Annotated in this window: 23 protein-coding genes and 1 pseudogene; 14 read left to right on the forward strand and 10 right to left on the reverse strand. The window is 40.4% G+C overall.

Going from position 1 to position 25837, the window contains the following annotated elements:
* Positions 1-11: 11 nt before the first annotated feature.
* The 12 genes and pseudogenes from A9267_RS06975 (at position 12) to A9267_RS07025 (ending at position 10638) form a co-directional block, all read left to right on the forward strand.
* Positions 12-554, forward strand: coding sequence for a hydrolase (locus A9267_RS06975; protein ID WP_065108685.1), 543 nt, complete (start codon positions 12-14; stop codon positions 552-554).
* A gap of 257 nt (positions 555-811) precedes the next feature.
* Entirely contained in the window at positions 812-934 is a 123-nt protein-coding gene (locus tag A9267_RS22160) for a hypothetical protein (RefSeq protein WP_269454721.1), read from the forward strand.
* Between the two features lie 317 nt (positions 935-1251).
* Entirely contained in the window at positions 1252-1536 is a 285-nt protein-coding gene (gene atcJ, locus A9267_RS06980; RefSeq protein WP_055023653.1) for a cold adaptation protein ActJcold adaptation protein ActJ, read from the forward strand.
* Positions 1537-1543: 7 nt separating this feature from the next.
* Complete coding sequence (atcA, locus tag A9267_RS06985; protein ID WP_065108686.1) at positions 1544-2080, forward strand: cold adaptation protein AtcA; 537 nt, start codon at positions 1544-1546, stop codon at positions 2078-2080.
* Positions 2080-2838 (forward strand): cold adaptation protein AtcB, encoded by a 759-nt coding sequence (gene atcB / locus A9267_RS06990; protein ID WP_055023651.1) that lies wholly within the window; start codon positions 2080-2082, stop codon positions 2836-2838. The genes atcA and atcB overlap by 1 nt, the downstream gene beginning before the upstream one ends.
* A gap of 12 nt (positions 2839-2850) precedes the next feature.
* The gene (gene atcC / locus A9267_RS06995; RefSeq protein ID WP_065108687.1) at positions 2851-3750 is read left to right on the forward strand and encodes a cold adaptation protein AtcC; all 900 of its coding nucleotides are present in this window, start codon (positions 2851-2853) and stop codon (positions 3748-3750) included.
* Between the two features lie 392 nt (positions 3751-4142).
* Positions 4143-5450, forward strand: coding sequence for an ABC1 kinase family protein (locus A9267_RS07000; protein ID WP_065108688.1), 1308 nt, complete (start codon positions 4143-4145; stop codon positions 5448-5450).
* An 87-nt stretch (positions 5451-5537) separates the two neighbouring features.
* Positions 5538-6368, forward strand: coding sequence for a subclass B1 metallo-beta-lactamase (gene bla, locus A9267_RS07005; RefSeq protein WP_082972239.1), 831 nt, complete (start codon positions 5538-5540; stop codon positions 6366-6368).
* 47 nt (positions 6369-6415) lie between these two features.
* Positions 6416-6792, forward strand: a pseudogene (locus tag A9267_RS07010) (VOC family protein).
* 319 nt (positions 6793-7111) lie between these two features.
* Positions 7112-8815: an RluA family pseudouridine synthase gene (locus tag A9267_RS07015; RefSeq protein ID WP_065108689.1), complete on the forward strand. Its 1704-nt coding sequence runs from the start codon at positions 7112-7114 to the stop codon at positions 8813-8815.
* A gap of 259 nt (positions 8816-9074) precedes the next feature.
* Positions 9075-9494, forward strand: coding sequence for a GYF domain-containing protein (locus A9267_RS07020; RefSeq protein WP_055023646.1), 420 nt, complete (start codon positions 9075-9077; stop codon positions 9492-9494).
* 82 nt (positions 9495-9576) lie between these two features.
* Positions 9577-10638, forward strand: coding sequence for a DUF4339 domain-containing protein (locus A9267_RS07025; RefSeq protein ID WP_065108690.1), 1062 nt, complete (start codon positions 9577-9579; stop codon positions 10636-10638).
* 203 nt (positions 10639-10841) lie between these two features.
* Here the strand turns inward: A9267_RS07025 and A9267_RS07030 are convergent, their stop codons facing one another.
* The 3 genes from A9267_RS07030 to A9267_RS07040 form a co-directional block, all read right to left on the reverse strand.
* Complete coding sequence (locus A9267_RS07030; protein WP_065108691.1) at positions 10842-11129, reverse strand: hypothetical protein; 288 nt, start codon at positions 11127-11129, stop codon at positions 10842-10844.
* 72 nt (positions 11130-11201) lie between these two features.
* On the reverse strand, positions 11202-11669 hold the full coding sequence (ybaK, locus tag A9267_RS07035; RefSeq protein ID WP_065108692.1) for a Cys-tRNA(Pro) deacylase: 468 nt from the start codon (positions 11667-11669) through the stop codon (positions 11202-11204).
* 67 nt (positions 11670-11736) lie between these two features.
* The gene (locus A9267_RS07040; RefSeq protein WP_055023642.1) at positions 11737-12132 is read right to left on the reverse strand and encodes a VOC family protein; all 396 of its coding nucleotides are present in this window, start codon (positions 12130-12132) and stop codon (positions 11737-11739) included.
* Positions 12133-12271: 139 nt separating this feature from the next.
* On the opposite strand from A9267_RS07040, the gene A9267_RS07045 reads away from it, so the two are divergent.
* Together A9267_RS07045 and A9267_RS07050 are read left to right on the forward strand one after the other, a co-directional pair.
* Positions 12272-13333 (forward strand): DUF3137 domain-containing protein, encoded by a 1062-nt coding sequence (locus A9267_RS07045; protein WP_065108693.1) that lies wholly within the window; start codon positions 12272-12274, stop codon positions 13331-13333.
* Positions 13334-13354: 21 nt separating this feature from the next.
* Positions 13355-13924, forward strand: coding sequence for a LemA family protein (locus A9267_RS07050; protein WP_065108694.1), 570 nt, complete (start codon positions 13355-13357; stop codon positions 13922-13924).
* A gap of 54 nt (positions 13925-13978) precedes the next feature.
* Here the strand turns inward: A9267_RS07050 and A9267_RS07055 are convergent, their stop codons facing one another.
* The 7 genes from A9267_RS07055 to A9267_RS07085 form a co-directional block, all read right to left on the reverse strand.
* Positions 13979-14656: a Type 1 glutamine amidotransferase-like domain-containing protein gene (locus tag A9267_RS07055; protein WP_065108695.1), complete on the reverse strand. Its 678-nt coding sequence runs from the start codon at positions 14654-14656 to the stop codon at positions 13979-13981.
* 180 nt (positions 14657-14836) lie between these two features.
* Positions 14837-15073, reverse strand: a complete 237-nt coding sequence (locus tag A9267_RS07060) for a DUF1059 domain-containing protein (RefSeq protein WP_065108696.1) — start codon at positions 15071-15073, stop codon at positions 14837-14839.
* Between the two features lie 234 nt (positions 15074-15307).
* The gene (locus A9267_RS07065) at positions 15308-17911 is read right to left on the reverse strand and encodes an endonuclease (RefSeq protein ID WP_065108697.1); all 2604 of its coding nucleotides are present in this window, start codon (positions 17909-17911) and stop codon (positions 15308-15310) included.
* Between the two features lie 64 nt (positions 17912-17975).
* Entirely contained in the window at positions 17976-21107 is a 3132-nt protein-coding gene (locus A9267_RS07070) for an ExeM/NucH family extracellular endonuclease (RefSeq protein WP_065108698.1), read from the reverse strand.
* A 34-nt stretch (positions 21108-21141) separates the two neighbouring features.
* Positions 21142-22194: a hypothetical protein gene (locus A9267_RS07075; RefSeq protein WP_065108699.1), complete on the reverse strand. Its 1053-nt coding sequence runs from the start codon at positions 22192-22194 to the stop codon at positions 21142-21144.
* Positions 22195-23426: 1232 nt separating this feature from the next.
* Entirely contained in the window at positions 23427-24080 is a 654-nt protein-coding gene (gene cobO, locus A9267_RS07080) for a cob(I)yrinic acid a,c-diamide adenosyltransferase (protein WP_080916465.1), read from the reverse strand.
* On the reverse strand, positions 24080-25675 hold the full coding sequence (locus tag A9267_RS07085; RefSeq protein ID WP_231919059.1) for a cobyric acid synthase: 1596 nt from the start codon (positions 25673-25675) through the stop codon (positions 24080-24082). The genes cobO and A9267_RS07085 overlap by 1 nt, the downstream gene beginning before the upstream one ends.
* Positions 25676-25837: the final 162 nt, after the last annotated feature.

Below are 25837 nucleotides of genomic sequence, written 5' to 3' on the forward strand. Positions count from 1 at the left end.
GAGGGATTTTTATGTTAACAAGTGAAAAGTCAGTATTAGTCATTATTGATGTTCAAGGCAAACTTGCACAAATCATGCAGCAGTCATCCCAATTACATCAGCAACTTGAAACGCTTATTCAAGGGGCACAGTTATTTGATATTCCCATTTTATGGGTCGAACAACTACCAGATAAATTAGGCTCGACCACCGAGTCATTAGCTTCACTATTAACTAAAACAACGCAAGCTATCCCTAAATCGCACTTTAGTGCTTGGCATTGTCATGAGTTTCAGCAACAGCTAGCAAGGCTCAATCGTAACAATATTATTTTAGCAGGCATCGAAACCCATGTTTGTGTGTATCAAACTTGCCAAGACTTATTGGCTAATCGTTATCAAGTTCATGTGGTTGCCGATGCGGTGTCATCTCGCAGCCAAGACAATAAACAATTAGGCCTACAAATGATGCAGCAAAAAGGCGCCTTTCTCACCAATACCGAATCATGTTTATTTGAGCTGCAACATCAAGCCACAGGTGAGCGTTTCAAGGCGTTACTCAAACTCATAAAGTAATGTGAATTTGAGTTAGGTTTTAACAATAATTATTGCTTAGGCTAGATAAGTAGTGCTTCAGATAAAGCTTGAATAAACTCAGTTTCAAAGGCTACGAACGACCTCATGACAAATGTCATTGACACTCATGACAAAGCTCACTTATCTCATTGTCCAACGTTTTATATACTGGTTGTGAATTCAAGGAAAGCCAAAGCAAACTAGCTTGGTATCTCCATCACAAATAGTGACTAATGGCAGTCAATAAGGAGCATAAAATGGGTTGGGAACATGTTGCAGCACTGAGCCTTTGCGTAGGAATCGTTAACCAGTTAGTACCAGTATTAATGGCATTAATTGATAACCAGCAAAGTGACTCTTCAACCAAGCACCAGCAGTAATCTAAATACATCATCAAGCGCCAAGTGCGCTTTGATGTATAAACTCCCCACACCTTACATGCGTTAATTCAATTTACGTTATTCAAGAAAGAGCTGTATTAACGCGCTTTAATAACCTCAGTTTCTATTCACAAAAAGCAATAACAGCACTTTTTGTATTATTTTCATTCAATATTACCCGCTGTATTTTGAATTAAGCTAAACTAGCTGATAGTTTTATGGAAATGATTGTATTTCTGTTATTATTTCTAACCAAATAATCATAATTTAGTGGGATAGCATCAGTCTATCCAAGTTCAATCGCCATAGGTAAAAATATGATTAACCACTTCACAGTCCTCGGTGTTAAAGCCAGTGCCAAAGAAGACGAAATAAAAAAAGCCTATAAACGTTTATCAAATAAGTACCATCCCGATAAACTGATTAATGCTTCAGAAGAAGAAAAACATCATGCAGCCGAGCAACTGCACCGGGTTAAAAATGCCTACGATGTGTTATCTGATAAAAAATTAAGAACGGCATTTATTAAAGATTTTAATAATGTCATCGTGACCAACCCAACAGCTGCTATGACCGAGCTGTGGGACCAATTTTATTCTTGAGAAACCCATGAGCAAACCACTTAATATCTCTCGTATTAATGAGTTAAAGAATAATGCCTTCGATAATATCGAATCGTATAACGATCCCGATAGCCCTGAAGCTTTAGCAAAATTCACCGATTCGATGAAAGAGATTTTATTAGCCGATCCATCGATGTTAGCAGCCGTGCCAGAATATTTGCCTGTTGCACTATTCAATCGTGTTCGCTTTTCAGATGAAGCCAAAACCAAATGGGCGTCATGGATTGATAACGCTGAATTACCTAGCTGGGATGAGTTTAAGGTAACGATTCAATTTAATAACGCTGATGTCCCGTTAGTGTTAGCGGTACGAAAATATTCTGAAGAGCTATTAATAGAAAGCTGCGCAGTGGTTTACCTGCTGAATACTCAAGATAATGTGGTTGCTCCAAGTAAATCTTTTAGTGCCAATGAAGCGAGTGACACTAATGATGACGGCTATGACCCCTACAATGATGATGGGGACTATGATGACAGCGATGAAGAAGGTTATTACGACCAATATGATGACGAGGAGCGATAATGAACAATCTTATTGAACTCACCGCAGCAGAGATAAAAGATCTAGCTGACGTCGAGCCACAACAAGCCAGTAAGCGATTCGAAATCATTGCAAACACGATGTCAGACGATCAACTTGTTGATGTTATTGAACATATGGACATTGTGACATTAACGCAGATTAACAGTCATCATGATATTTCATGTCCGTCAATTATGTCGGAGTTAATGACGCCTGAACAAATTCGCGACATCGTTTGTCAGCAACCTTTATATTGGGAAGAACAAATTAAAACCAATGCTGATGAGCTTATGCATCATACATTTGAGTTTTTAACTTACCTTATCCGTATTCAGGGTACCGAAGAAAAACAAGCGGCGATTTTAGAATGTATTGCAGAAGATCCTGCAGGCTTATTCTACCTTTCTATTCCGTTTATCGAGTTAATTTTATCGCCTTCAGCCGAGCAAGATACCAACAGTATTTACGAAAGCTTTGACGATGAAGATGACGGCGAAACCGTTGGTTATAGCAACTGGCAGGCAGATGAAGAAGCACATAGTTTAGCGATTGATGATCCGCGTAGCTTGCTTGCGTTAATTAAACAAATTGCGCCAGATGTGGCCTCTTCGATTAAAAACTTACTCCGTAATGAAAGTTCTGGATGGGAACAAATTATTGGTAAGTTCGTTAATGAGCTTGTACTGCAAGCTAAAGAGAAAAACGAAGTGGCTGATGAATACGCCGAAGTCGACGATATGTTTACTTTTCTTGATTAAGGAATCGAGTTAATGCAATTAGCATTACGTGATAATAACCAAGGCCCTTACTTTAGTAGAGTACTAGAATATGGGCGCACAGATGAAAGATTAACTGATGAGCACATCACTCAAATAAAATCCAAAGCGATTTTAATGAGTTTAAAACTGGCTGATAAGTTTTATAACAAGCATAAAATGCATCTACTTGAGCAAGCAGGTCATGATGTTATTGGAGTTGTGAGCCTTGGACTTATTGCACTGACGGGCCAAGAGCCTGCAGGCTCAGTTGCCTTGCTACAAACACCTGATGGTGTGTTGAAGTGTTTTCAAAAAGGCTGGAGCATGTTGACCGTTGTCAGTAAACACATGCACGGTAGTGATAAATCGCTTTATGGTGATATTAATCCACTGTTGTTAGAGAAAATCTCTACACCACCCGACACTGAAGAATGGCTAGGTTGGCAAGATTATCAATCAGCGCTACAAGATCATCACAGCCAAGAAGCCACCAAAGTGTTACTTGAAACCTTTTATGCTAAAACTGAGCTCGATCCACTGTTCAGTTTAGGTCTTGAAAGTGTGCTGGCTGAAGCCGTCTTGTACCGCATCATGTTTGATGATGCCAAAGTACGTGAAGACATGAAAAAGCGTTTACGTAAAATAGAGCTTAATGAGCAATGGTTTAGCACTGAGTCGATTCAAAACCATACCGAACGCGCATTATCTCAACTACCTGAAACCTTAGCCGATGCCATACGCCGAGATTTAGGAAAACACTTTTATCAAGAGCTTCTACGCACCCTTAAATTTGCCAAAAAATATCGAGAATTGGCATTAAGTGATGCAAGCCCTGAAAAACTTGAGCGTTATGAGCAAAAGCATGGCTTACAAAGTGTCCTTTTAGGTTGGCAAGACACAATAGATTTTTAATCAATAGCTTAGGGCAACAAAACCTTCTTTGTTGCCCCAGCTTTTATGCTGGGTATGTTAATCGCTATTGTCATTCGTATTCATAATTACCTACCTCTTTCGATACTCCTCATTTCACTGCAGACCAGCAATTATCTTTTGATGAGGGTTACAGCTTATTCATACGTGTTAGCTTGGCTTTATTCATACCGTCTTATTACCTCACCCAATTCCCTACGATTAACTGATTGATCTAAATTCACTAATAATCGTATTGTTATTTATAATTAAATAAAGACTCATAAGCTATTAAACTGCATGTTGATAGACATTGAGTCTCCCATTCTTGATACAGTGTCAGCATCATTAATTTGATGTTGATGCTGAATCCATTAATTACATGAGTTGTCACTATGTCTAAAGAAGTTGCCAGTGTTCCCAGCAGTCGGTTATCTAGACTATCCAAAATAGGCGGGCTAGCCTCTCGCCTTGCAGGCAATGTATTCGTGGAAGGTGCAAAACAGCTGAGTAAAGGGCAAAAGCCAACATTTCAACAACTGGTACTTACCCCTAACAACCTGACTCAAGTCGCAGAAAAGCTAGCGCAGCTTCGAGGGGCTGCCATGAAAGTTGGCCAAATGATCTCAATGGATACTGGTGATTTACTTCCCAAAGAACTCAGCGACATTCTGGCTAGACTTCGTGATGATGCTAAAGCAATGCCTCACAAGCAATTGGTTGCTACGCTAAAGCAGCAATGGGGTGATGATTGGCTTGCGCCATTTGCTCAATTTGAGTTACGTCCATTTGCTGCTGCGTCTATCGGCCAAGTGCATCAAGCCTATCTTGATTCAGGTGAAAAACTGGCAGTAAAAATCCAATATCCAGGTATTAAAGACAGCATTGACAGCGACATTGATAACGTTGCCACCCTACTCAAAGTAGCGCAGCTGGTCCCCGACAATGTGCAGTTTGATAAATTACTGACTGAAGCCAAAGCACAATTGCATCACGAGGCTGATTACAGCTACGAAGCAAGATTGCTAAAAGAGTATCAACAATGGGTCGCTAACGACACACGATTTATCGTTCCTAAACTATATGAACAACATAGCACTGACAGTATTCTTGTTATGGAGTTTGTCGAAGGTGTACCGATTGAATCCGTCAGCGAATTACCTCAGCTAGACAGAGATAAAGTCGCGACTGATCTATTAGCATTGTTTTTAGATGAACTGTTTACTTTTTCTTTGGTGCAAACCGACCCCAATTTTGCCAATTTTATGTACCAAAAAGAGACAGGTAGCATTGTATTACTCGACTTCGGTGCCACCAGAAAAATTACTAAGACGCTGTCTAATGGATACCGAATGCTGATGCAAGGTGCAATGACAAGTGATAAAGCGCTCATGACAAGTGCAGCCGAATCAATTGGTTTTTTTCAAGACAGTATCACTCCAGAGCAACAAGCCTTTATCGTTGATATTTTTTATCAAGCTTGCGAGCCATTGCGAAGTGAAGGTCCATACGATTTTGCCAGTAGCAATCTTGCTAAACGTATTACTGATGCAGCCAAGTCATTAAGTACCAAACAAGATGAATGGCATACCCCGCCAACTGACGCTATTTTTGTTCATCGTAAACTTGCAGGCATTTATTTACTCGCCTCAAGAATACAAGCCAAAGTCGATGTAAAAAAATTGTTTTTAGCTCATCAATAATGAGCTGTTGTTTTAGATTAAAAACAGTAAGCTAAAGGTCATTTTATTCCATGCTAATAAAGCGTTATCAATAATGGCATTTTAACTATGACCCCAATTATCCATGGCACTCTAATATTGATTGTCCTGCTGAGCTCAATAATCGCAGTGCCCACTTTCGCCGAACAAGTCAATCAACCCACAATGGCCGCTAAAGCAAATGCAGCCTCCCTTAACGGTTCAGATCCAACGTTGCCTTTAGCATTAAAACCAAGCCAGCATGGTGAACTGTCAATATCGGCATTATCAGACAATCTATACCTGCATGAGTCTTTCATGCACACCAAGCAGTTTGGGTTTGTTGGCTCAAATGGGCTTATTTTTATCGATGGCAAAGATGCCTACTTGATTGATACTCCTTGGAGTGAAGCAGACACAATTAAATTGGTGCAATGGGTTGAACATCAAGGCTTAACATTAACAGCAAGTGTATCGACTCATTCCCATGAAGACAGAACTGCAGGTGTGGGCTATCTCAATAGCATTGGCGTTGACACTTACGCATCGACGCACACTAACCAACTATTAGAAAAAGCAGGCCGCCCAAAGACAAAGCAACAGTTTACGCCCGGTCAGTTCGACTTTTTAAGCCAGAAAATCGAAGTTTATTTTGTCGGTGCTGGCCACACTCACGATAATCTTGTCGTCTGGTTCCCTGAATCAAAACTGCTTTATGGAGGCTGTTTAGTTAAAAGCCTTTCGAGCAAAACCCTTGGTTACTACGGTGAAGCCGATCTGATTGCTTGGCCAAACTCAATTAAGCAGTTACAAGTTCAATTTGCCGATAGCGAACAAGTATTACCAGGTCATGGTGACATTGGTACAGGTGTTTTATTGAGTCACACAATCAAGCTACTTGAACAACATGCGGCGCATTAACAATTACCTCAGTAAATTATTACTATTAAATCTGTAGGGAGATACACATGTTCAGTCACATTATGATTGGTGCAAACGATATCGAGAAGTCGAAAAAATTCTATGATGCTGCGTTAGGAGCATTAGGTCATGCACCAGGTCAAATTGACGAAAAAGGCCGCTGTTTCTATTTTACTGATACAGGTGTTTTTGCATTAACCAAGCCTATTAACGGTGAAGCAGCCAGCCATGGTAATGGCTCAACAATCGGTTTTGCGGCGAAAATGAACAGCAAGCTGACGAGTGGCATGCTGCGGGTTTGGCAAATGGGGGCGAAAGTTGTGAGGATCTTCCAGGTTACAGACAGGGGCCAAATTTTAAATTGTATTTAGGTTACCTAAAAGACCCTGCTGGTAATAAAGTTTGCGTGCTTTATCGTCCTTAACCTTCTTAACTGCTCACGGCATAAGTAAGCTTAATGATGCCGAGATACACATGTCAATGGCGCCCTGTGAGGCGCCATATTCTTATCAGCTTGGGCAATCGATATACAATCAGCGCTATTACTGATGATTCTATGGTTAACTGATGCACTTGTGTTGCATTCAAGGTAAAATTAACAATGCCCGTCATTGTTATAGTTAAACTCATTTTTCTGTTATTAAATGATTAAAATGTTTGCGCTTCATAAGTGAAAGCATGAGCGATGATAGTACCTGACTATTTCTCAATATTTTTGATGTTTATTCTGTAAAAGGTTATCCATGTCTGAACTCGATCCCCGTTTCATCCAATTCAACGAATCGGTTGCTGATATCCCTTTACCAGAAAAATTCACCTTCCCATTTTTTTATCAGCCACACCCACTAGCCATTAAGGCATCTGAGCAGCTTCAGCAACACTTGATGCACCAGACTGATTGGCAACATAACTTCGGAGTAACGCAAAGTCATGCTCCTGAATCGCTGCAATCACTGCCTGTTATTGGCAAAATGTTTGGGGTTCTCGTGGTTAAAGATGCTCATAATCAACTCGGGTTTCTTGCCGCATTTTCAGGAAAAGTCGCCGACCAAAATATTCTTCCATATTTTGTGCCACCGGTATTTGACATGCTCAGCCAAGATAGCTTTTTTAAAGACGAATATGAGGCAGTCAACACATTAAGTCATCAGCTGACTGTTATACAAAGCGACCCTAACCTTGCGTCTTTGACTGAAAACCTTAAATTGCTGATGTTAAAAGCCGAGCAAGAGATTGCACAGTTTCGTCAGCAAATGATTGAGAATCGTAAAACTCGTAAAGCAAAGCGCAGTAGTCTGACCAATCTAACAGAAGATGAGCAAAAAACACTGTCGATAGAATTGAGTCGACAAAGCGTACAAGATAAGCATCAACTCAACAGCATTAAAGCAAGTTGGGAGCACAAATGTGGCTTGGTGCAGCAGCAATTAGACGCACTGACAAATCAAATTGATTCTATCAAACAGCAGCGAAAGCAAGTATCGAATACACTGCAACACAAACTATTCGCCCAATATCGTTTTTTAAATATACGTGGTGAAAGCCGAGATTTAACCCATATATTTAAAGATGCACCTAACCAGCAGCCACCCGCGGCAGCAGGAGAATGCGCTGCGCCTAAGCTACTACAATATGCTTTTCAACAACAATTCACTCCCATCACGATGGCAGAGTTTTGGTGGGGCGAATCACCCAAGTCAGAAATCAAACAACATAAAAACTACTACCCTGCATGCCATGGCAAATGTAGGCCTATTTTAGGTCATATGCTTGATGGTATGAACGTAGATGAAAACCCGTTACTTAACAATCCCGCCGAAGGGGTTGAGCTGCCAATTTTATATCAAGACCCCTATATTGTGATTGTTAATAAACCAGCTAACTTCTTATCGGTACCAGGTAAAAATATTACTGACTCGGTATACAGCAGAATGAAACAACGCTTTCCAAATGCAACTGGACCATTGATTGTGCATCGGTTAGACATGTCAACTTCGGGCTTAATGGTAATCGCGTTATCAAAAGAGGTTAATAAACACTTAGTACAACAATTTATTGCTCGAACAGTCACCAAGCGCTATATCGCAAAAATCGACGGTGACGTAACCGAAGATAGTGGCACTATCAGCTTACCTCTAAGGGTAGATCTTGATGATCGCCCAAAACAGCTCGTCTGTGATGAACATGGGAAGCACGCAGAGACATTTTGGCAAAAAGTCACCACAAAAAGTGGCAAGAGTTTATTACATTTATACCCTAAAACTGGGCGTACCCACCAATTAAGAGTACATTGTGCACATCATCAGGGATTAAACATGCCAATTTTAGGTGATGATTTATATGGTAAAACAGAACAGCGGTTACATTTACACGCTCAACTATTATCCATTACCCACCCACACACCAATGTAGCAATGACATTTGAAGTTAATGCCGACTTCGAATAATACAATCGTTTTAAACACTCATTTGAACACTATTAGCTCCTGCTAATTTACCCAGCAATAAAAACTTGAAAATTTAACTATTTCGAAGTAGATATGTTAACGAATATAGGTTAATGTAACCAGTTCGTATGATATGCGGTTTAATTTTTTTTAACCCTGCAAGCTGACGTTTTCCTTCGTTATATTTTGAAATCACCAAAGCTGTTGATTGTATTCATAAAACTTTAGCTTACTACACGATTAAGGATAAGAGTGGACTATGAAAGAGTGGTATTTCTCAAATAATGGTGAGATCAGCGGACCGTTAGGCTTAGCTGATTCGAATAAATTTATTGCATCGAACCCTGATGTCTATGCGTGGCACCCGTCTTATGCCCAATGGGTACCAGTTAGCCACGTTGAAGAATTTGATATTACAGTGTCTCCGCCACCGCCTCCTGCGGAGATCCCACAACAGTTAATCGAGCGATTTACTGCTAAGGAACGTGAGTTGAATTCAGCCCTTGGCCGAATCGACACCACGCTAAAAACGATTAATTCTTCAATGTCAGATATTGGACGTGACTCAAGCCGTTATAAGGTCACAACAAAAGAGTTGAATGAAAAAGTAGAAGCGACGCTTCGTAGCGTTAATGAACAATATGCCGCACTTCAGAAAACCTTATCAGGTGTGAGTTAATTAAGTTTTACCCGACTTAAAAACTGATTAAATCTGAGTGGCATATAACAATTGTTGTTAACTAAATAAAAAGAATACGACTATGAAAAAATGGTATTTTTCCAAGAATGGTCAAGTAACAGGGCCGTTGAACGAAGTTGAAGCAAAAGAATTTTTAATGAAAGATGGCAACTGTTACGGTTGGCACCCTTCATTCACACAGTGGAAGCCGGTAAGTTGCATTAAAGAATTTGCCCACCTTGTGCCTGTCATCACACCGCCAGCATTGATTCCTCAAGATCTTATTGAAGAATTTACTGCCAAGGAAAAAGCACTTCAAGTTAAAGTCGCGAGCATGGAAGAAAGCGTGGCAGCAACTCAAGGCGTGCTGGTTGAGTTTGAGCAGGAAATTAACACATACAAAAAACTGACAATTAACTTAACTGATGAAGTTAAATCAAATATTGATCCTTTTGAAAGTAAGTACAACTCTTTCAAAGGGTCATTTGATGAGCTAATTTCTGCATTATCAATTGCCAAGACTGAAGTTAATGAGGTCACTACTGACTTCAATCAACGCGTTGCTAAGCAAGCTGCTGAGAATACGAATAGCCCAGTAAGTGCGCCAATTGTAGCACCAGCAGCTCCTGCGCCAGAGAAAGCATCCAGCTCTAGCCTTTCTCCTGACAATGTTTCTGAAATCAGTAATCAAATTCAAAAAGCACTGGCAGAAAGTATGCTTAAATCAGCCGCAGAAGACTCTGCAGCAGAAGAGCTTACAGCCGCTAATACAGTAAGTGCAGCAAAAAGCCTTGACCCGGTAGCCGTATCTCCGAAGAAAGCAAAACCAAAAATTGACAAAATTGAATTCTCTGAAGATATCTCTGAAGACAAGCAAGCTGAAGATGAAGCCGGCATTAATGGCGTAACAAGCATCATCAAGTCCGTCTTCAAGGGGGACACTAAGAGAAATGAAAAAAAGTCCGAAACGCCGGATGATGTAGCTCAACTGGCGCAAAGTAACGAAGCTACCGCTAAGACCAAAAAATCTGGTGAAACTGCAGTTAATGATTCAGCAAACGATTCTAATAACGAGTCGGACGATGGTGATAAAGAAGGTAGAATGAGACGTCGTAGAAGACGCACTCATTACATTGCTTCTTAATACTTAGCTAAATATGGCATTGCTCTGTATATCAGAGCAGCGCTAGTTTCTAAGTTTTACTTTGTAAAATGCTAAATGAATTGATTGAAAAAAGGCTTATCTAAACGATAAGCCTTTTTTATTGTTCAATATTGTCATTTAGCGACTTTATCAACGGATAACATATTTCCATTGGTTTTATGTACTCAATTGAGCATTAACGATCAAATGTTAGCAGCAATCAGCCTTGACGCCTCTGTTACCGTTTTGGCATCAGCACGATCGATAATCTTAACCAGTGTGGTTTGAATCACCTCATCTTCTCTTACATCAACTTTACTCTTAAAAGATTGCTGCTGCGGCTCAGCTCCTTCATCTAATACAAACTCAATTATCACTTCGTCAGCGATATCTTGGGTTTTCCCCTGATAGATGATATTAACTTGCGGATAACCTTTAAAACCTGCTTTTACTTTTTTAGCGATTCTCTTTCTTGATTTATCTAGATTCATATTCCATTCCTAAAAGTAAAGCACTGCCATTTGGCGATTAAAAATCTTCAAGCTATTGCACTAACATTACGATTATTGCGTGATACTCGCAAAAGAACCTTGAGTTAACGCACAAAGTGATATTGGCGATAAACCGATTTCTAGACCGCGCTTACCTGCACTAACATAAATGACATCAAATTGTTCAGCACTCACATCAATCACAGTCGGTAATCGCTTCTTTTGCCCTAACGGGCTAACCCCACCTAGAACATAACCTGTGGCTTTCTCAACCCGTTGCTTATCTGCCATTACAACTTTTTTAACCCTAACACTCTTAGCCATTTGTTTTAAATTAAGCTTTGAAGAAACGGGCGTAATAGCGACAGCTAATGTTCCATTATCTAACTGCACCACCAAGGTTTTAAAAACTTGCTCAGCACACAGGTTTAACTTAGTTACCGCTTCGTCGCCATATGATTGTGCACTAGCTTCATGTTGATAGCTAAGCACTTGATGACTAATCCCTTCTCTTTCTAATAAATTAATTGCAGGGGTCATATATTCCTCTACGCTTTTATCTTACTCGCCTATTGGGCTGACGTAACTTAATGGCTAACCTGATTTATCACTCTTTTTTAGCAGAGGTGTTATTGACGACGTTTTCATAGTCAAAAGTTGTAATCTCAAATGGATTTCCATCAGGATCGCTAAAATAAAGCGACCATGAAATATCATGGTCGCTCACCACAAATGTCACTTCATGGGTCGTTAAATGTTGTTGCCATAATAAAAAGTTTGCCGCATCAACACCAAAAGCGACCGTGGTTCTTTTTTGAAGTTCAGATTCAAATAAAGCTAAATGCAAATCCTCATGTGCGACCACTAATGGCCCTTTATCAACAGCCCAAAACGCCAATGACTCAACAACAGAGAAACCTAAAACCGCTTGATACCATTTCACTGCTTGTTGTCGATTCTTAACGTAAATATGGATATGGTCAAATGATTGAAGCTTTGGCATTGACTGTCCTTTAAAATAAATAGATGAATTGGCAAGGGTGCGCTTTGTAAACGAATGTATCTCAATTTATATAAAACAATACTTTACAGTTTAAAATGGCTGAGTAATATATGGATATTAAATTCCACAAGGATGTCACATGCCTCAAGAGTCGCCAGTCGATACGCCTAAAAATACCACTGAGAAACCTGCAAATAATCAATCTCTAAGTCAATTTTTAAAGCAACTCAAAAGCCAAGTTAGCCACTCAAGCTCTATTGATGTCATTAAAGACGCATTAGATACAGCAATTCATTACCCAAACCAATTGTCTTATAACAATACTAACTTATTCATTGTTATCGCTATAGCCTTATTTAGCGGGATTGGATATTGGTTTTACCTAGAGCAATTAACTTATTACTACCGCTATACTGACCTGGATTATGCCGTTTTCGCAGTCTGTATCATCACACTAATTATACCAATTTGGCAGTTTTTTAACCGCCGCAGCCAAATTAAAAAAGTCTCAACCCTCATAAGGGACGAAACCTTAAAACACCTATACAATATGCGAGATTGCGATAGCGGTTTTTTAAAGGATGCAGAAAACAAGTTTGTCGACTTTAATCGAGGTAATTACTCTCAAAAAGTAGAATGGGGTAAAGAAATTGATTTTCATGCAGAAAGCGGGTTAATTCGAGCATCTGTGGTTTATCATCATTATGTGGATAGAAGAACTGAAACCTATACTGAATCTGACGGTAAAGGTGGCACTCGAACACGTACTAGAACCGTATACGATCATTACTATCGACAAGGTGTCATCATTCCACCTATCAATAAAACCACCCACTTAGTGATGAGTGAGTCGAGATTATCAAAACGCTGGTCACAACGCTTTATGCCAGCATCAAGAGAGTTTGAAAAAGCCTTCCATGTTCAAGCACAATCTGAGTTCGATGCGGCTAAGTTTCTGGAGCCTGCTGTCGTAGTGGCATGTGAACAACTCAATAATAAACTAAAAAATCTCACCATTGAATTTGCTCATGATGGAAGCTTATTAATCAATCAACACAATACTAACTTACTCAATCCTGCTATGGATTATGACATCACTGAACCAGAAAAATTTAAAGAAGAGTTGCTTAATGACACTTCTCTGTTCACAGTGAATAGTATCTTTGGCTTCGTTAACCAAATCATTAAACACACAACCTAACCTAGGAAATAAGGAACCACTATGGAAATGTCGTATGTGATATTAGCCGTCATTGTTGTTATCGCGATTATTATGCTCACCATTTACAATGCCATTGTTAAAGAGCATAACGCAGTGCAACGCGGTTGGGCTGATGTGTTAACGCAAGAAAGACAACGTAGCCGAATCATCCCTGAACTTGATCGTGTTCTGCAAGAGCACAAAGATTACGAAAGTGATTTGCTGCCTAAAATCACCGCATTACGTCAAGGTATTAATGCGCTGCAAGATAATAATATTGACCCGAAACTGCAAAGCCAGGTTGATAAAGCATCACAAGAATTAATCAAAGGCATCAATGTCGCTGTGGAAGCATACCCAGAACTTAAAGCCTCTGAGTCTTTCGCCAAGTTTATGGGGGAAATTACTGAGCAAGAAGAAAATGTCGGTGCTGCAGTGCGTATTTTTAACCAAAATGTGGCTAATTTTAATAACTGTATTCAAGCTTTCCCTAACAATATCGTCAACAGCTTGTTTAACAAAAAGCAGGTTATTGAAGTATTTACTGACAGTAAAGCCCAAGCGGCTTTTGAATATAAACCTAAGTTCTAGGCCATATTAGCAAGTCATAAACATCATGTTAGTGGGGCTTAATGCCCCACTTTTTTAGGCTTGTTGTACTAAGTTAGGTTGGCCGAAGTAATGTATGTTTTTTGATATTAAGCTAGGTTCAGTCGTTAACAAGCCACTGTGAAGTACTACCGCATCATCATCTGAACACAATAATAAGTCTTGTTGGGTATGGGCAACAAAACCCATTATTTGAGCACTTGGTTCTTGCGGGTTTTTAACGTGTGGTACAAATTGAAAAGGCACTATATTAAGCGCTGATGTGTTAGCCAACCCAATTGAATTTGTATCGCCACATAATATGGCGCTACTGATATCTGGCGTCAATATCATTGCACCAGCACTGACGCCAACAATCGGTAAGCCATTTTCAGCTAAATGATAAAGCTGTTTATCAAGCCCTCGTTGCTTTAGCCAATATAAAAATCGAAACGTATCGCCACCCGATAAATGAACCAAACCAGCCGCTCTTAAAGCCTTTAACGTTGCTTGGGCATCAAAGTCCTGCTCTAGTTCCACATACTGAACAGTATTAAACCCAAGTTGACGATAACAATCGGCAATAGGATTAAAAAATTGCCTTTGTGCATCAGGTTCTGAAGCGATATAAACCACAGGTAGTGATTTTAAATCGTTTGAAAGTCCATCGATAAAATACCTTAATGCCTTACTCGCATTGGCGGTATCGGTATGACTTAATAGCGCTACATTCACTCTGAATCCTTTCTATTTTTGTGATTTGAACGATTGGGTGTTTGCTTAAGTAGTTACTGGCTCATAGCGAGTGACTAAAGTTAATAACTAAAGCTAATTACTAAAAAGAGTAACTAGCACTAATAACTAGCACTTAGTCGTGTTTCCCCACCCCCCTCGTGGTTGCCTTTATTCAACTAATTAATCATTAGGTAATGATTCGAATAAAGCCCGTTTATCTTCCATAAAAGCCTGTAATGCTGATGGGTTTTGCATTAAATCAAACATAGCCGTCATTGCCTGAATATGTGCAGGCTCTTGCTGCTGAAACATCAACTTTCCATGCGCCTGACTCAAGGTTTGTATTTGTTCAAAATTGTCAGCTTGAAAACGCTCGTCACAGGCGCCGCCTAATTGCTTACATGTCATTGTTTTCATCACTTATCCCTAATATCACACCAGTAAACAGATTAAAAAAGCCTACAAATTACTATTATGTAGATATCGCACTATTGCAATCCATATCAATAACAACACTGAATTTAGCAATAAAAAAACCAGCTGTGCAACTCTATGCTCAGCTGGTTTTATGTGAGTTAGTCACTCATCTTATAAAACTGAATACTATGACTAACTCATATTAATGGTTACGCCATGAATCAAGACAAACGCTTATGATTGACGACGACGCCACAGTAACGGTAGCAGCATCAGTAAACCAGCACCCAAACTACCGGCGCCTTCTGGTTTGCTCCAACCATCTTCTAAAGTGTTGCTAACATTTACACTAACTGAAGATGTCACTTGCTCTTCACCATCGCTAATCACAAGTTCAAATACAAGCGATTGATCAACAGAAACTTCAGGGGAGTTTACCGTTAATACTAAACCATCTGCACTGTACTCAGCAGCGGCACCTGACACTTGCTTCCACGTGTATGTTAACCCTTCAGGCTCATCAGCTATAGCAGCAGTAATCGTCGTGCTTTCACCTTCATTTAGTTCAGTATTACCACTAAAGCTAACATCAAAAGCTAATGGCACATTGATAACAGACACATTAACCACTTGAGTTTTATCTAGTACACCGTCACTGACCGTTAAAGTAAATGCTATTGCTGTATCTGCTGTCACCTCTGGTGCGGTTACAGATAATATAGCCTTAGTGCCATCAAAGGTTAACGCTGGTCCAGCTGTTTGCTCCCAACTGAAGCTAAGCTCTGAACCATCTTCAGCAACCGTAGCTGATGCATCAATAACCAGTGTTTCAGCTTCGTTCACTTGCTCTGGTGCATCGATAATTACGTCAACATCTAAGCTCGGATTAGCTGGATCACCACATTGGTCACCATAAACTTGTTGAACCCACTCTGGGTAATCAATGTATGGGTTACGGTTTCCTTGATACTTATACACGGCATCATTACGCTGTGTATCAGCAGCATCAACTGGATCTTGTTGATGCCAAGCATAAAGTGTACATAGCTTGCCATGCAGTGGGTCGTTATTACTGACTTCATCAGCCGTAGTGATGCGATCCACTGCAACTAAGTCAGGCATGTTACTGTCATTGCCTTGGTAACGTGTATCCATGTAAAGGATCATACGTGCGACATCACCTTTAACTTGATCGCGAGGCTCAAAACAACGTGCCGCAGTATCTAGGTAATTGCCTGGTGCGTCAGCCACCTCAGTTCCAGTATCGCTACACTCATTAAAGTCATAGTTACTGCGAGTTGAGTTAACCTTTACATTCGTTGGACGTAAATGGTGCGCATCGGTGTAACCTAATTGCGACTCACTTGGGAAGCCATGGCTTTTAGCCCAAACGTGTTCACGGTTCCAGTCACTGGTATTGCCGCCATTATTTTGCTTAGATACAGATAGGCCTGTGTAAAGCTCAATAACATTACTGCTGTTAGCAGGATCTTCATCAGAATAAGACAGTGCTGTCCAAACTTGCTTGTAAGTTAGCTGTTGATGACCTGCAGTAATAGCAACAGAAATGGCATTTTTCATTGCTTCAGCATCATCAAAACTCCCCGTCAGCACGTTAGTATAATAAACGTTACCGTCAAAGGTGGTTGGGTCTGCAACAGGAGTTAACTCTTCACAACCTGAGCAAGGCGTATCTGGGTCTGGCTCAACTGGCGTTTCGCCACATGCACTTTCCCCAGCACAACCTAGGCCATTAGCAGTGTCCTTATCAAATGTCACCCACTGATTGTTATCACCAGGAAATGCTGCTGTTGCATCAGTATCACCAGCGGTGACACTGTCTTTGCGACGTAGCGTTTTGTCTTTTGTCGAAAAGTTTGCATCGTTCGGATCCGTCCATTCAGAACCAGGATCTTCACCTAACTTACCTAAACGGTCGATAACCACATCATCTTTATAAAGAACCAGCGCATCATCACCATTAAAATAAGTAACAGTTGAAGCCGTGCCCACTTTGAATGCGTCATCGGCACTGCTGTTATGGAAAACAATGCTTTCACCAGCAGCCAGCATACCTGTTAGAGTTTCGGTATTACCCGCATCAGTGCTGCCATTGCCATATAAACTTAACGTATATACAGCAGCATCTAAATCAATTGCACTGCCACCTACGTTAGATAATTCAACAGCTTTATTATTGCCACCACCTTCTACGTATTCGGTAATGATTAATACACCAGGTTCAGCAGTACAAGCACCTTCACCTGGGCAACCTAAGCCATCACTGGTGTCTTTATCGAATACTAGCCACTGGTTATCAGTACCCGGGAAATCAGCTGAGGCATTGGTATCACCTGTAGTGATACTGGCTTTGCGTCTTAACGTTTTATCTTTAGTCGAAAAGTTAGCATCGTTTGCATCGGTCCATTCAGAACCTGGGTCTTCGCCAAGCTTGCCAAAACGGTCAATAATGGCGCCGTCTTTTGTCAGCAATAACGCATCGTCACCATTAAAGTAGGTTACAGTTGATTCAATACCCACTTTAAAAGCGTCATCGGCACTGCCATTGTGGTAAACAATACTACTGCCAGCAGCTAATGTACCGGTGAGAATTGACGAGTTACCCGCTTCAGTTGAACCATTCGAGTAAAGTGTAATCGCGTATTGAGCAGCATCTAAATCTACTGCACTCGTGCCTAAGTTTGAAATTTCAACAGCTTTATTACTACCACCACCTTCAACATACTCGGTAATGACCAGATCAGCATTGGCAGCTGTTGACGCTGCAGCTAACAGTAGGGTAACTGCTTTTGCGACTGCGTTAATTTTATTATTCATAGTCGTATCTTTTTATTAGAAAGTGAGGTGAAGCTAGCGCTAACACCTCACTTTGGGGTTGAACTTATTTACGATTACGGCGACGTAATGCCGATAATCCCAACAGACTCAGTAGACTGATAAATCCGGTGCTACCGCCGCTACCATCATGTTTTTCTTCTTTGATATCAGCCACTAATGCATCACGACTTGCGACTTCGATATCTAATGAAACCGTAGAACCATCAACCACTGTTCCGTCACGTTCCAATGTCACCTTGGCAGTGAAACGAGCAGATGGAGCACCAAACACTTCGAAGTTCACCAAGGTTTCGCCGTCTTGAGTTAATACCACATTCGGTTCAACCAATTGGCTCATGTCTAATTTAGCTTCATCATCTTTTGGTGTGAGCTTAATCTTAGCGATATCACCCGCCATAGCCCCTGCTGCTTCAGGGATCTGATATGGCACTTTAATCAACTTATTAAGCTTGGTTAGATAGATAGGCGTGCTTGAGTCAGCTTCACCCGGTAAGTAACTTAGTGTCACAAGCGCTGGATCATGATCCGACGAGCGGAAGTGATCTTCGGCATAAAACTTGTTGTACTCGTTATCGTAGTCGCCTTTGTATTCATTGTTGTAATCGTACAAGCTAGATTCAGCAGCATTAATGTGCCAATCCGATGCATCAATCACACGATCTTCAAGCGATGGAGAAATTAAGATGTGATCTAATGAGCCCACTTCGTCGTTATAAGAATAACTCCAAGGTGTTTTGCCTTTTTCTTCAAAGACTTTAGAAATAATATCGATGTAACCGTAGCTTTGTGTAATTGCCACAGGTGACCCATCGCTATTAAATTGCGGCTTAGTACCAACAAAAGTATGGCTTGCTGTCATCAAGGCTTTATTACGTGGGTTTTCGGTCAGAACCAGTAACGGATCCTCTTTAGCATAAGCATTTAAATCACCTAAGATGATGCTATCGCCTTCAACAGACTTTAACTCTTCAGCTAAATGTACTGCACCAGAAATACGGAACTCAGAACACGAACCTTGGTAATCAAGATCTGGCGCGTCATCAGTCCATTTAGTGGCATCACCAAACTCAACACCTTGCCAGTCTTCCCAACAGGTTGACCCTTTAGATTTAAAGTGATTAACCGCTAAGGTTAAACGCTTACCTGTTTGGTTTACCATGAAGGTGACAACTAGCGCATCACGATGATAGTTTTGACCACTTTCTAGGATCTCATCGTTGTTGTCCTTAATGACTTCGTTATTGTCATTTACAATGGTAGGCGCTTTTTGTTGTGGCATTGTCACAACTCGTGTGCGTTCAATACTCAGCTTGCTTGGGCGATAAATAATACCCGTTGCAATTGCATCAGAACCTAAAGCATCTAACTCATCAAGCATTTGGTTACCGTTGTGGTCGAAACCAACAAACACATAACGGTTCTCTGTTGAGTAAGGCTTATCAAAGTTATCGGCATACTCATCGTTATAGTAAACGTTAACTTCATTGACTAAATCTGCAATCGCACTTTTTAGTCCATAACCATTGTTTTCAATTTCCATCAAACCAACAACGTCAGCATCGAGAGCACGAATGGCTTCAACTAACTTAGTTTTCTGTTGGATGAATTCATTGTAGGTATCAGCACCACGGCTTTGGCCGAATTGGTTTTGATCACCGCCAAATGGCGAATTAAAGTAATTGAATAGGTTTTGACTTGCGATACGAATAGCAAATTTATCATCGGCTACTGTTTCATCAATATCAGGGCTATCAGTTCTTGGCAGATTGTGAACAAAGTTATTGCTCGTTAGCTCATTGGTAACTGTTAAAGTGTAGTCGCCGTAGCTGTAACTAATCACACCTTCCATACCCACTACACTGTCATCAATGCGAATGTAATTATTTTCAGGTGCAACTGAAAAATTAGGGTAATAAGGGATATTGTCATTACTTGCCTGTGTCGCGCTTTCAATCACTAAGCGGTAGTCATTATTTTGCGCTGCAGCAGCAATTGACTCAGGTGTACCAGCAACATTTAACTGATTTGGCTGCATGTTAGGACGCATATAAGCCAACGTCATATTGTTGCGGAAACTGTCGTAGTTAAAGCTGAAACTACGAGAAACACGCATGTCTTGATTACCCTCTTGTTGAGGATTCAAGTCTTCTGGTAGATTAACCACCATGCCTTCGTAACGTGCTAATGTGGTTTCAAAAGAACCACCATCAGAATCGAGTATTTCGATATCTGTAGCAACAGTCGCTGTAAAGTCACTGTTAGTGATTTCCCAGTTTTCGGCACTTAACTGAGTTTGACCATAGCTTTCAGCAACATCACTACCTAAACAAACGGTGCGGCCGACAAGTTGGCTATCAGCGCTGCCACTTTCAACAAAAATACCGTCAGACGTTAATGGATTACCATCTGCAACTTCATCGCGTAGATAGAAACCTTTCTTAGGTAGGTCAACAACAGCAGTTACCACACCTTGCACTGCAACCGCTTCACCTTTTAGTGGAGACTCGCCACCAGTACCTTGAATGTCACTGATGCGGGTTAAGTTTTCACATACGAATGGAACATATGATTCAGCAAGGTTTGGCGCACCAACTGTGCTCATATCCAGTGGCGTAATCACTTCCCACTGCGATGCATCAAAGTCACTTGACGGTGCTGGCGCATTGCCTTCACTGTCTTGGCGGCGACGTAAAGTTGTGTCTTCAGCCCATACGCTTGTATTATCCGCAGCGCCAACTCGGTCAATAATCACATCACCGTTTTTAATATAAAAACCGTCATTACCGCTTAAGTAAAAATCACTGTAGTTACCATTACCTTCACCAATAACGAACGCTCCGCCATTATCAGTAATGATTTGTTTGTACTCGTCACTCGCAGCCGAATTAAGTACAACAACAGATTTACCCGCTTCAACTGTAATACCGGTTAATAGCGGCTCACCTTCAGCTGTTAACATTTGATTTTCGTATTTACCATTACCCCACATAAATGCGGCAGTTTCATCGGTAAAAGTGAAAGATTCAGTTGCGTGAGTATTCGTAATTTCTACAGAGCCAACTTCAGCGCCATAATTTTTTTGCACCATTTCGGTGATCAGTAGATCGTTGACGCCAGCGTTGGCACCTACACTGATGACACTGGCGATTGCCAGTGAAAGGAAACTTTTCTTCATAGTAAACTCGATAATTGTTTAACTGAAAATGAAACTAGAAGTACATGCGTACGTATGCATAGCCGGCTTCTGGCGCTTCGCCTACACGACCTTCAACAGACAACACAATGTCTCTTGCTGGACGGTAATTAAAACCTACGCTTGCCCAGCGACGATCTTTGCCATATTCAGCGGGTAATTCCGTGAAGTCATAGTTCGGGCTTTCAACATCCCAACTCTCATACTCTTCATGGTTAGCTGAAGCTATAATTTCCCAAGATTCATTCAGTTGGTATTTACCGCTTAATGTGAGGCCATAATTGCGGAACGTTTCATAAGCGAGATACACATCGCCACTTTTACGTGTTGCAAGATCTTCATCTTCAATAAAACCATTTAAGCCTAATGCAATATCAGAGGTCACTTGAACACGCATGCCAAGTCCAAATAACTGCTGTTCGCCATACTTAGATTCACCTTCTGAACCGCCACGCGCTTCAACACCAGCAACAACAGAAACAACGCCTGACATCCAACCTACGTAGCCATTTACAATGTCACCTTGAGGTGAACCATTCTTATGCTCTCCTTCATAAGAATAAGAAACACCGTAAAGCAGATGATCGAACTTAGCTTCGTACTTAACCGTGTTTTCTTGATCGCCCGCTTCACCAGTTTCAACAGACTTATTAAATGTAAAATCACCAAAATGATCGTATTCATCAAAAGCGGTATCCGTTAAACCAAGTTCAACCCAATGATGATCATCAAACATATAACCGACATACATTTTGTCGATAGCAAGTTCAAATTCGCCGTCACCACCTAGCCAATTGCGACGTTGATAATCCAACTCCAATCGGTATATGTAGTTTGAGCGCTGTCCTTTTACTCCCAAGGTTGCAAAACTGTCATCAACATACCCTTTGGTGTCATAAAACTCGTCATGGTTGTAATCTGAATTAGTACCAAAATGGCCACCAACACCCACTTCACCATAAAGGTCAAGGTAATCCCCATTGTCCTCTTGTTGTAATGTCACTGCACTGGCAGTTGTCATACAAAACAAAGAGGCTAATGCGATTGCAACTGTTGTTTTTTTAAGCATCGCGTTTATTTCCATTAGTAAACTTCAGTGACTTCATTTGAAGGCTGAATTCTGACTTATTTATTATTTGTGTGAGGTTGACTTATTGACGATGAACATATTGGAAGCGTTTTCATATTTAAAAAACTTATTAATAAAAACCGAACAAAAGATATTCAAAGAAATGTAAACCAAGCAAAAACAGAGGTGAATTAACACTGTTAACACTTGATTTGTTAATAACCAGTTAATATTAACTTGTAAAAATCAGGAATAAATTGAACAAAAAGCATTCAATTTTAAAACGTCATTTTAAAACCCCAATATTTACATTGTCATTACATTTGTTTGATTAACTTATATAAGAAGTCGTCACAATCAACATTCGAATATTAAGCAAGTTACATATGTATAGCAAGGCACGGATAGAGACCTACATCACAAAACATAAGCACCACCAAAACTTAACAAAAGATAAATAACCTATACATTATATGCACTTAACTTTCCATCAAGTGATACAAGAACCCAAACAAAATTAACCGTATTGCAAAACAATAGAGAAACATAAGAAGGAGGTTTTTAATAAAAACAGCGCCACATAAAAACAACAATCACAAACCACCACAAAATAAACCAAGCAAACATAGACTTAGCCAAAAACAATGATGGATATTTAAATTGCAATATTAAAAATATAGTTCGAAATAAAAAACAGAGATAAAAAAACAACAAATATTAAATAAGATACAAATTTACACAAACTGTTATTTTATCGATTTAGTTACACTTATATTCATCACATGCGACGTTAAATTAAAATCAACGTTATTTAGTTACAAAAAGAACACAAAAAAAGCTGATTTAGAAATGTAAAACAATTTCTCGAGGGAGTTACCTTTACTTTCCAGTAACAAATAGGTTCTTGATTCATTCAATTTAGCGTCTTGCCAAAAACAAGAGCGAGAAGATCAATCGCACAAGGTTATACCGCTAAAAATGAATAAGTATATTTATAAAGCGTAAATGAGGCATTGAAGAGTCTGCTTGATATGCGCAGAGTTGGAACTGATGTTAATTGATTGGCTAAGTTAAGAGAGGCCAGGTTAAGAAAGGCTGGTAATGTGATTAGCTAAGAGCAGCTGGCAACATACTAAGCTTACCCGTGAAAGTTTGAGCGTTAATTTAGGCGGCACAGTCAAATCTGTAGAACAGCCGCCCATAAACACAATGATGTATTAACAGCTTTTTTATTAATAGTCGAAACCAATTTGCGCTTTGATACCGTCATTAAAAGCATGCTTAATCGGTTGTACTTCGCTTACGGTATCTGCCAATTCGATAATATCGCGGTGACAGGCACGTCCAGTAATAATCACATGCTGCATTGGTGGACGATTATTCAGCGCCTCTATCACACGGGCTAAATCGATATACTTATATGTCACCATATAAGTAAGCTCATCTAATAACACTAGGTTTATCGATTCATCTTTAAGTAACTTCTCGGCATCTTGCCAAGCAGACTCCGCAGCAGCCACGTCTTTTTCACGATCTTGGGTTTCCCAAGTAAATCCTGTGCCCATGACATAGAATTCAACCCCAACTTTTTCCAGTAGATTACGCTCTCCGCATTCCCATCCACCTTTAATGAATTGCACAACGGCCGCCTTTTGTCCATGACCAACACAACGTGTCACAGCACCAAAACCAGACGTTGATTTGCCTTTGCCATTACCCGTAAGCACTAATAAAATGCCCTTTTCATCTTGAGCGGCAGCAATTTTTGCATCGACACCTTCTTTGAGCTTTTGCTGGCGAGCTTTATGACGTTGCGCCTTAGTATCAGCATGGTTAACCTCAGTTGATTCAATGCTGTTATTGGTGACATTTTCAGACTTTTCCATTAAAGACTTCCTGTTAATTTATCCATATCAAGATGTGTTTCTAACACATCCGCTAATCTTTCTAATTGTTGCTCTCGAATTTGATTAATATCCAACGACTCAGCAGATGAAAGTCCTGCCCAGCGTAAAATCAGTTGGCAAGCATCGGGACTGTCAAATAGCCCGTGCATATAGCATCCCAGTATCTGATTATCATTGCTTACTTGTCCGTCAAAACGAAGCGAAGGTAATCCTATTTGTTCATCTCCTTCGTGATTGCCGATATTCTTATAAGCAACGCTATTAACGCTGCTTTTAGCGCTGGTATTAGCATTGGTATCAGCTTGTTCATAAAAAATTTCAATAGGTTGATTCAGGTTAGCCTCAGTCAATAAGTGACTTTCACCACAATGAATTTCATAACCTGACACCGCTACCTTATCGTCATCAAGCTGTAAGTAACCGCTTACTTTGGTGAGTAATTTTTCATTCGTGAGTGTGGTGTTTAATGCTAACAAGCCTAAACCTTTGCTTGAGCCGGCTTCGTCTTCAATGCCTAATGGGTCATCAATTTGATGGCCTAACATCTGATAACCGCCACAGATACCAATGACTTTACCGCCATACCGTAAGTGCTTATTAACCAGCTTGTCCCAGCCTTGCTCACGCATGAAAGCTAAATCGGCGCGCACATTTTTGCTGCCAGGCATGATAATTAAGTCGGCCGCAGGCGGCAGCGATTTCGCTTGGGTTTGTTGACTTATATAATGAAAATCAATCTGTGGATGTAAGCGAAGTGGGTCAAAATCAGTGTGATTACTGATCCTTGGGAACACAAATACAAGCACAGTGATTTTTTGCTGATGCTCGATAACGTCACTCGTTTTTAAAGGGCTATCAATCAAGGCATCTTCTGCATCAAGGTGTAAATCATGTAAGTAAGGTAATACCCCTAATACTGGCTTATTAGTATAACTTTCAAGCCAGTCAATTCCCGACTGCAACAAACTAATGTCGCCTCTAAATCGGTTAATAACAAAGCCTTTCACTCTGGATTGTTCAGATAAACTTAACAGCGCTAAAGTGCCTACAAGGTGTGCAAAAACGCCGCCCTTGTCGATATCTGCAATAATAATGACAGGGCAATCAACGGCTTCAGCAAAGCCCATATTAGCAATATCACCCTCACGTAAATTAATCTCTGCTGGGCTACCTGCACCTTCAACGATGACCATGTCATATTGATGCGTTAATCGCTCAAATGATTGCAAAACAGCATTCATCGCTGTTGCTTTATAATGGCGACTTTCTGGGCCAAAAAACGTTTTGGCCTCTAATGAAGTCAGTGCTTTACCATGAATGATGATTTGCGCTCCCGTATCAGAGCTTGGCTTTAACAGTACAGGATTAAAGTCAGTATGTGGTTCAAGCTGACATGCAACCGCTTGCAATGCTTGAGCTCGACCTATCTCGCCGCCGTCTTCTGTGACAGCACTATTTAACGCCATATTTTGGGGTTTAAATGGCGCAACCTGCGTGCCTTTTCTGGCAAATAAGCGACATAAGCCTGCCACTAAGGTGCTCTTACCTGCATCAGATGTGGTGCCTTGCACCATTAAGGTTAACGCTTTACCCGCTTGATAAGAATGGGGCTTACTCAACAGATGCAGTTTCTCCGAATCATCAGTATCAGCTTGAGTCACATCTTGGGAGGCAGTGTTCATATGGCGTTGCTGCTGGCTTTCGGGCTTTTCTTGATTGCTCATTAACGCCAATCA

The organism is Shewanella sp. UCD-FRSSP16_17 (assembly GCF_001675935.1).
GTDB lineage: Bacteria > Pseudomonadota > Gammaproteobacteria > Enterobacterales > Shewanellaceae > Shewanella > Shewanella japonica.

Coding starts and splice junctions, on each gene's coding strand:
- A9267_RS07000 (WP_065108688.1), top strand. CDS start 4,143: ATGTCTAAAGAAGTTGCCAGTGTTCCCAGCAGTCGGTTATCTAGACTA.
- A9267_RS22160 (WP_269454721.1), top strand. CDS start 812: ATGGGTTGGGAACATGTTGCAGCACTGAGCCTTTGCGTAGGAATCGTT.
- A9267_RS07030 (WP_065108691.1), bottom strand. CDS start 11,129: ATGAATCTAGATAAATCAAGAAAGAGAATCGCTAAAAAAGTAAAAGCA.
- atcC (WP_065108687.1), top strand. CDS start 2,851: ATGCAATTAGCATTACGTGATAATAACCAAGGCCCTTACTTTAGTAGA.
- atcA (WP_065108686.1), top strand. CDS start 1,544: ATGAGCAAACCACTTAATATCTCTCGTATTAATGAGTTAAAGAATAAT.
- atcB (WP_055023651.1), top strand. CDS start 2,080: ATGAACAATCTTATTGAACTCACCGCAGCAGAGATAAAAGATCTAGCT.
- cobO (WP_080916465.1), bottom strand. CDS start 24,080: ATGGAAAAGTCTGAAAATGTCACCAATAACAGCATTGAATCAACTGAG.
- A9267_RS06975 (WP_065108685.1), top strand. CDS start 12: ATGTTAACAAGTGAAAAGTCAGTATTAGTCATTATTGATGTTCAAGGC.
- atcJ (WP_055023653.1), top strand. CDS start 1,252: ATGATTAACCACTTCACAGTCCTCGGTGTTAAAGCCAGTGCCAAAGAA.
- A9267_RS07025 (WP_065108690.1), top strand. CDS start 9,577: ATGAAAAAATGGTATTTTTCCAAGAATGGTCAAGTAACAGGGCCGTTG.
- A9267_RS07040 (WP_055023642.1), bottom strand. CDS start 12,132: ATGCCAAAGCTTCAATCATTTGACCATATCCATATTTACGTTAAGAAT.
- A9267_RS07065 (WP_065108697.1), bottom strand. CDS start 17,911: ATGAATAATAAAATTAACGCAGTCGCAAAAGCAGTTACCCTACTGTTA.
- A9267_RS07060 (WP_065108696.1), bottom strand. CDS start 15,073: ATGAAAACAATGACATGTAAGCAATTAGGCGGCGCCTGTGACGAGCGT.
- A9267_RS07020 (WP_055023646.1), top strand. CDS start 9,075: ATGAAAGAGTGGTATTTCTCAAATAATGGTGAGATCAGCGGACCGTTA.
- A9267_RS07085 (WP_231919059.1), bottom strand. CDS start 25,675: ATGGTGCAAGGCACCACATCTGATGCAGGTAAGAGCACCTTAGTGGCA.
- A9267_RS07015 (WP_065108689.1), top strand. CDS start 7,112: ATGTCTGAACTCGATCCCCGTTTCATCCAATTCAACGAATCGGTTGCT.
- ybaK (WP_065108692.1), bottom strand. CDS start 11,669: ATGACCCCTGCAATTAATTTATTAGAAAGAGAAGGGATTAGTCATCAA.
- A9267_RS07045 (WP_065108693.1), top strand. CDS start 12,272: ATGCCTCAAGAGTCGCCAGTCGATACGCCTAAAAATACCACTGAGAAA.
- A9267_RS07075 (WP_065108699.1), bottom strand. CDS start 22,194: ATGCTTAAAAAAACAACAGTTGCAATCGCATTAGCCTCTTTGTTTTGT.
- A9267_RS07050 (WP_065108694.1), top strand. CDS start 13,355: ATGGAAATGTCGTATGTGATATTAGCCGTCATTGTTGTTATCGCGATT.
- bla (WP_082972239.1), top strand. CDS start 5,538: ATGACCCCAATTATCCATGGCACTCTAATATTGATTGTCCTGCTGAGC.
- A9267_RS07070 (WP_065108698.1), bottom strand. CDS start 21,107: ATGAAGAAAAGTTTCCTTTCACTGGCAATCGCCAGTGTCATCAGTGTA.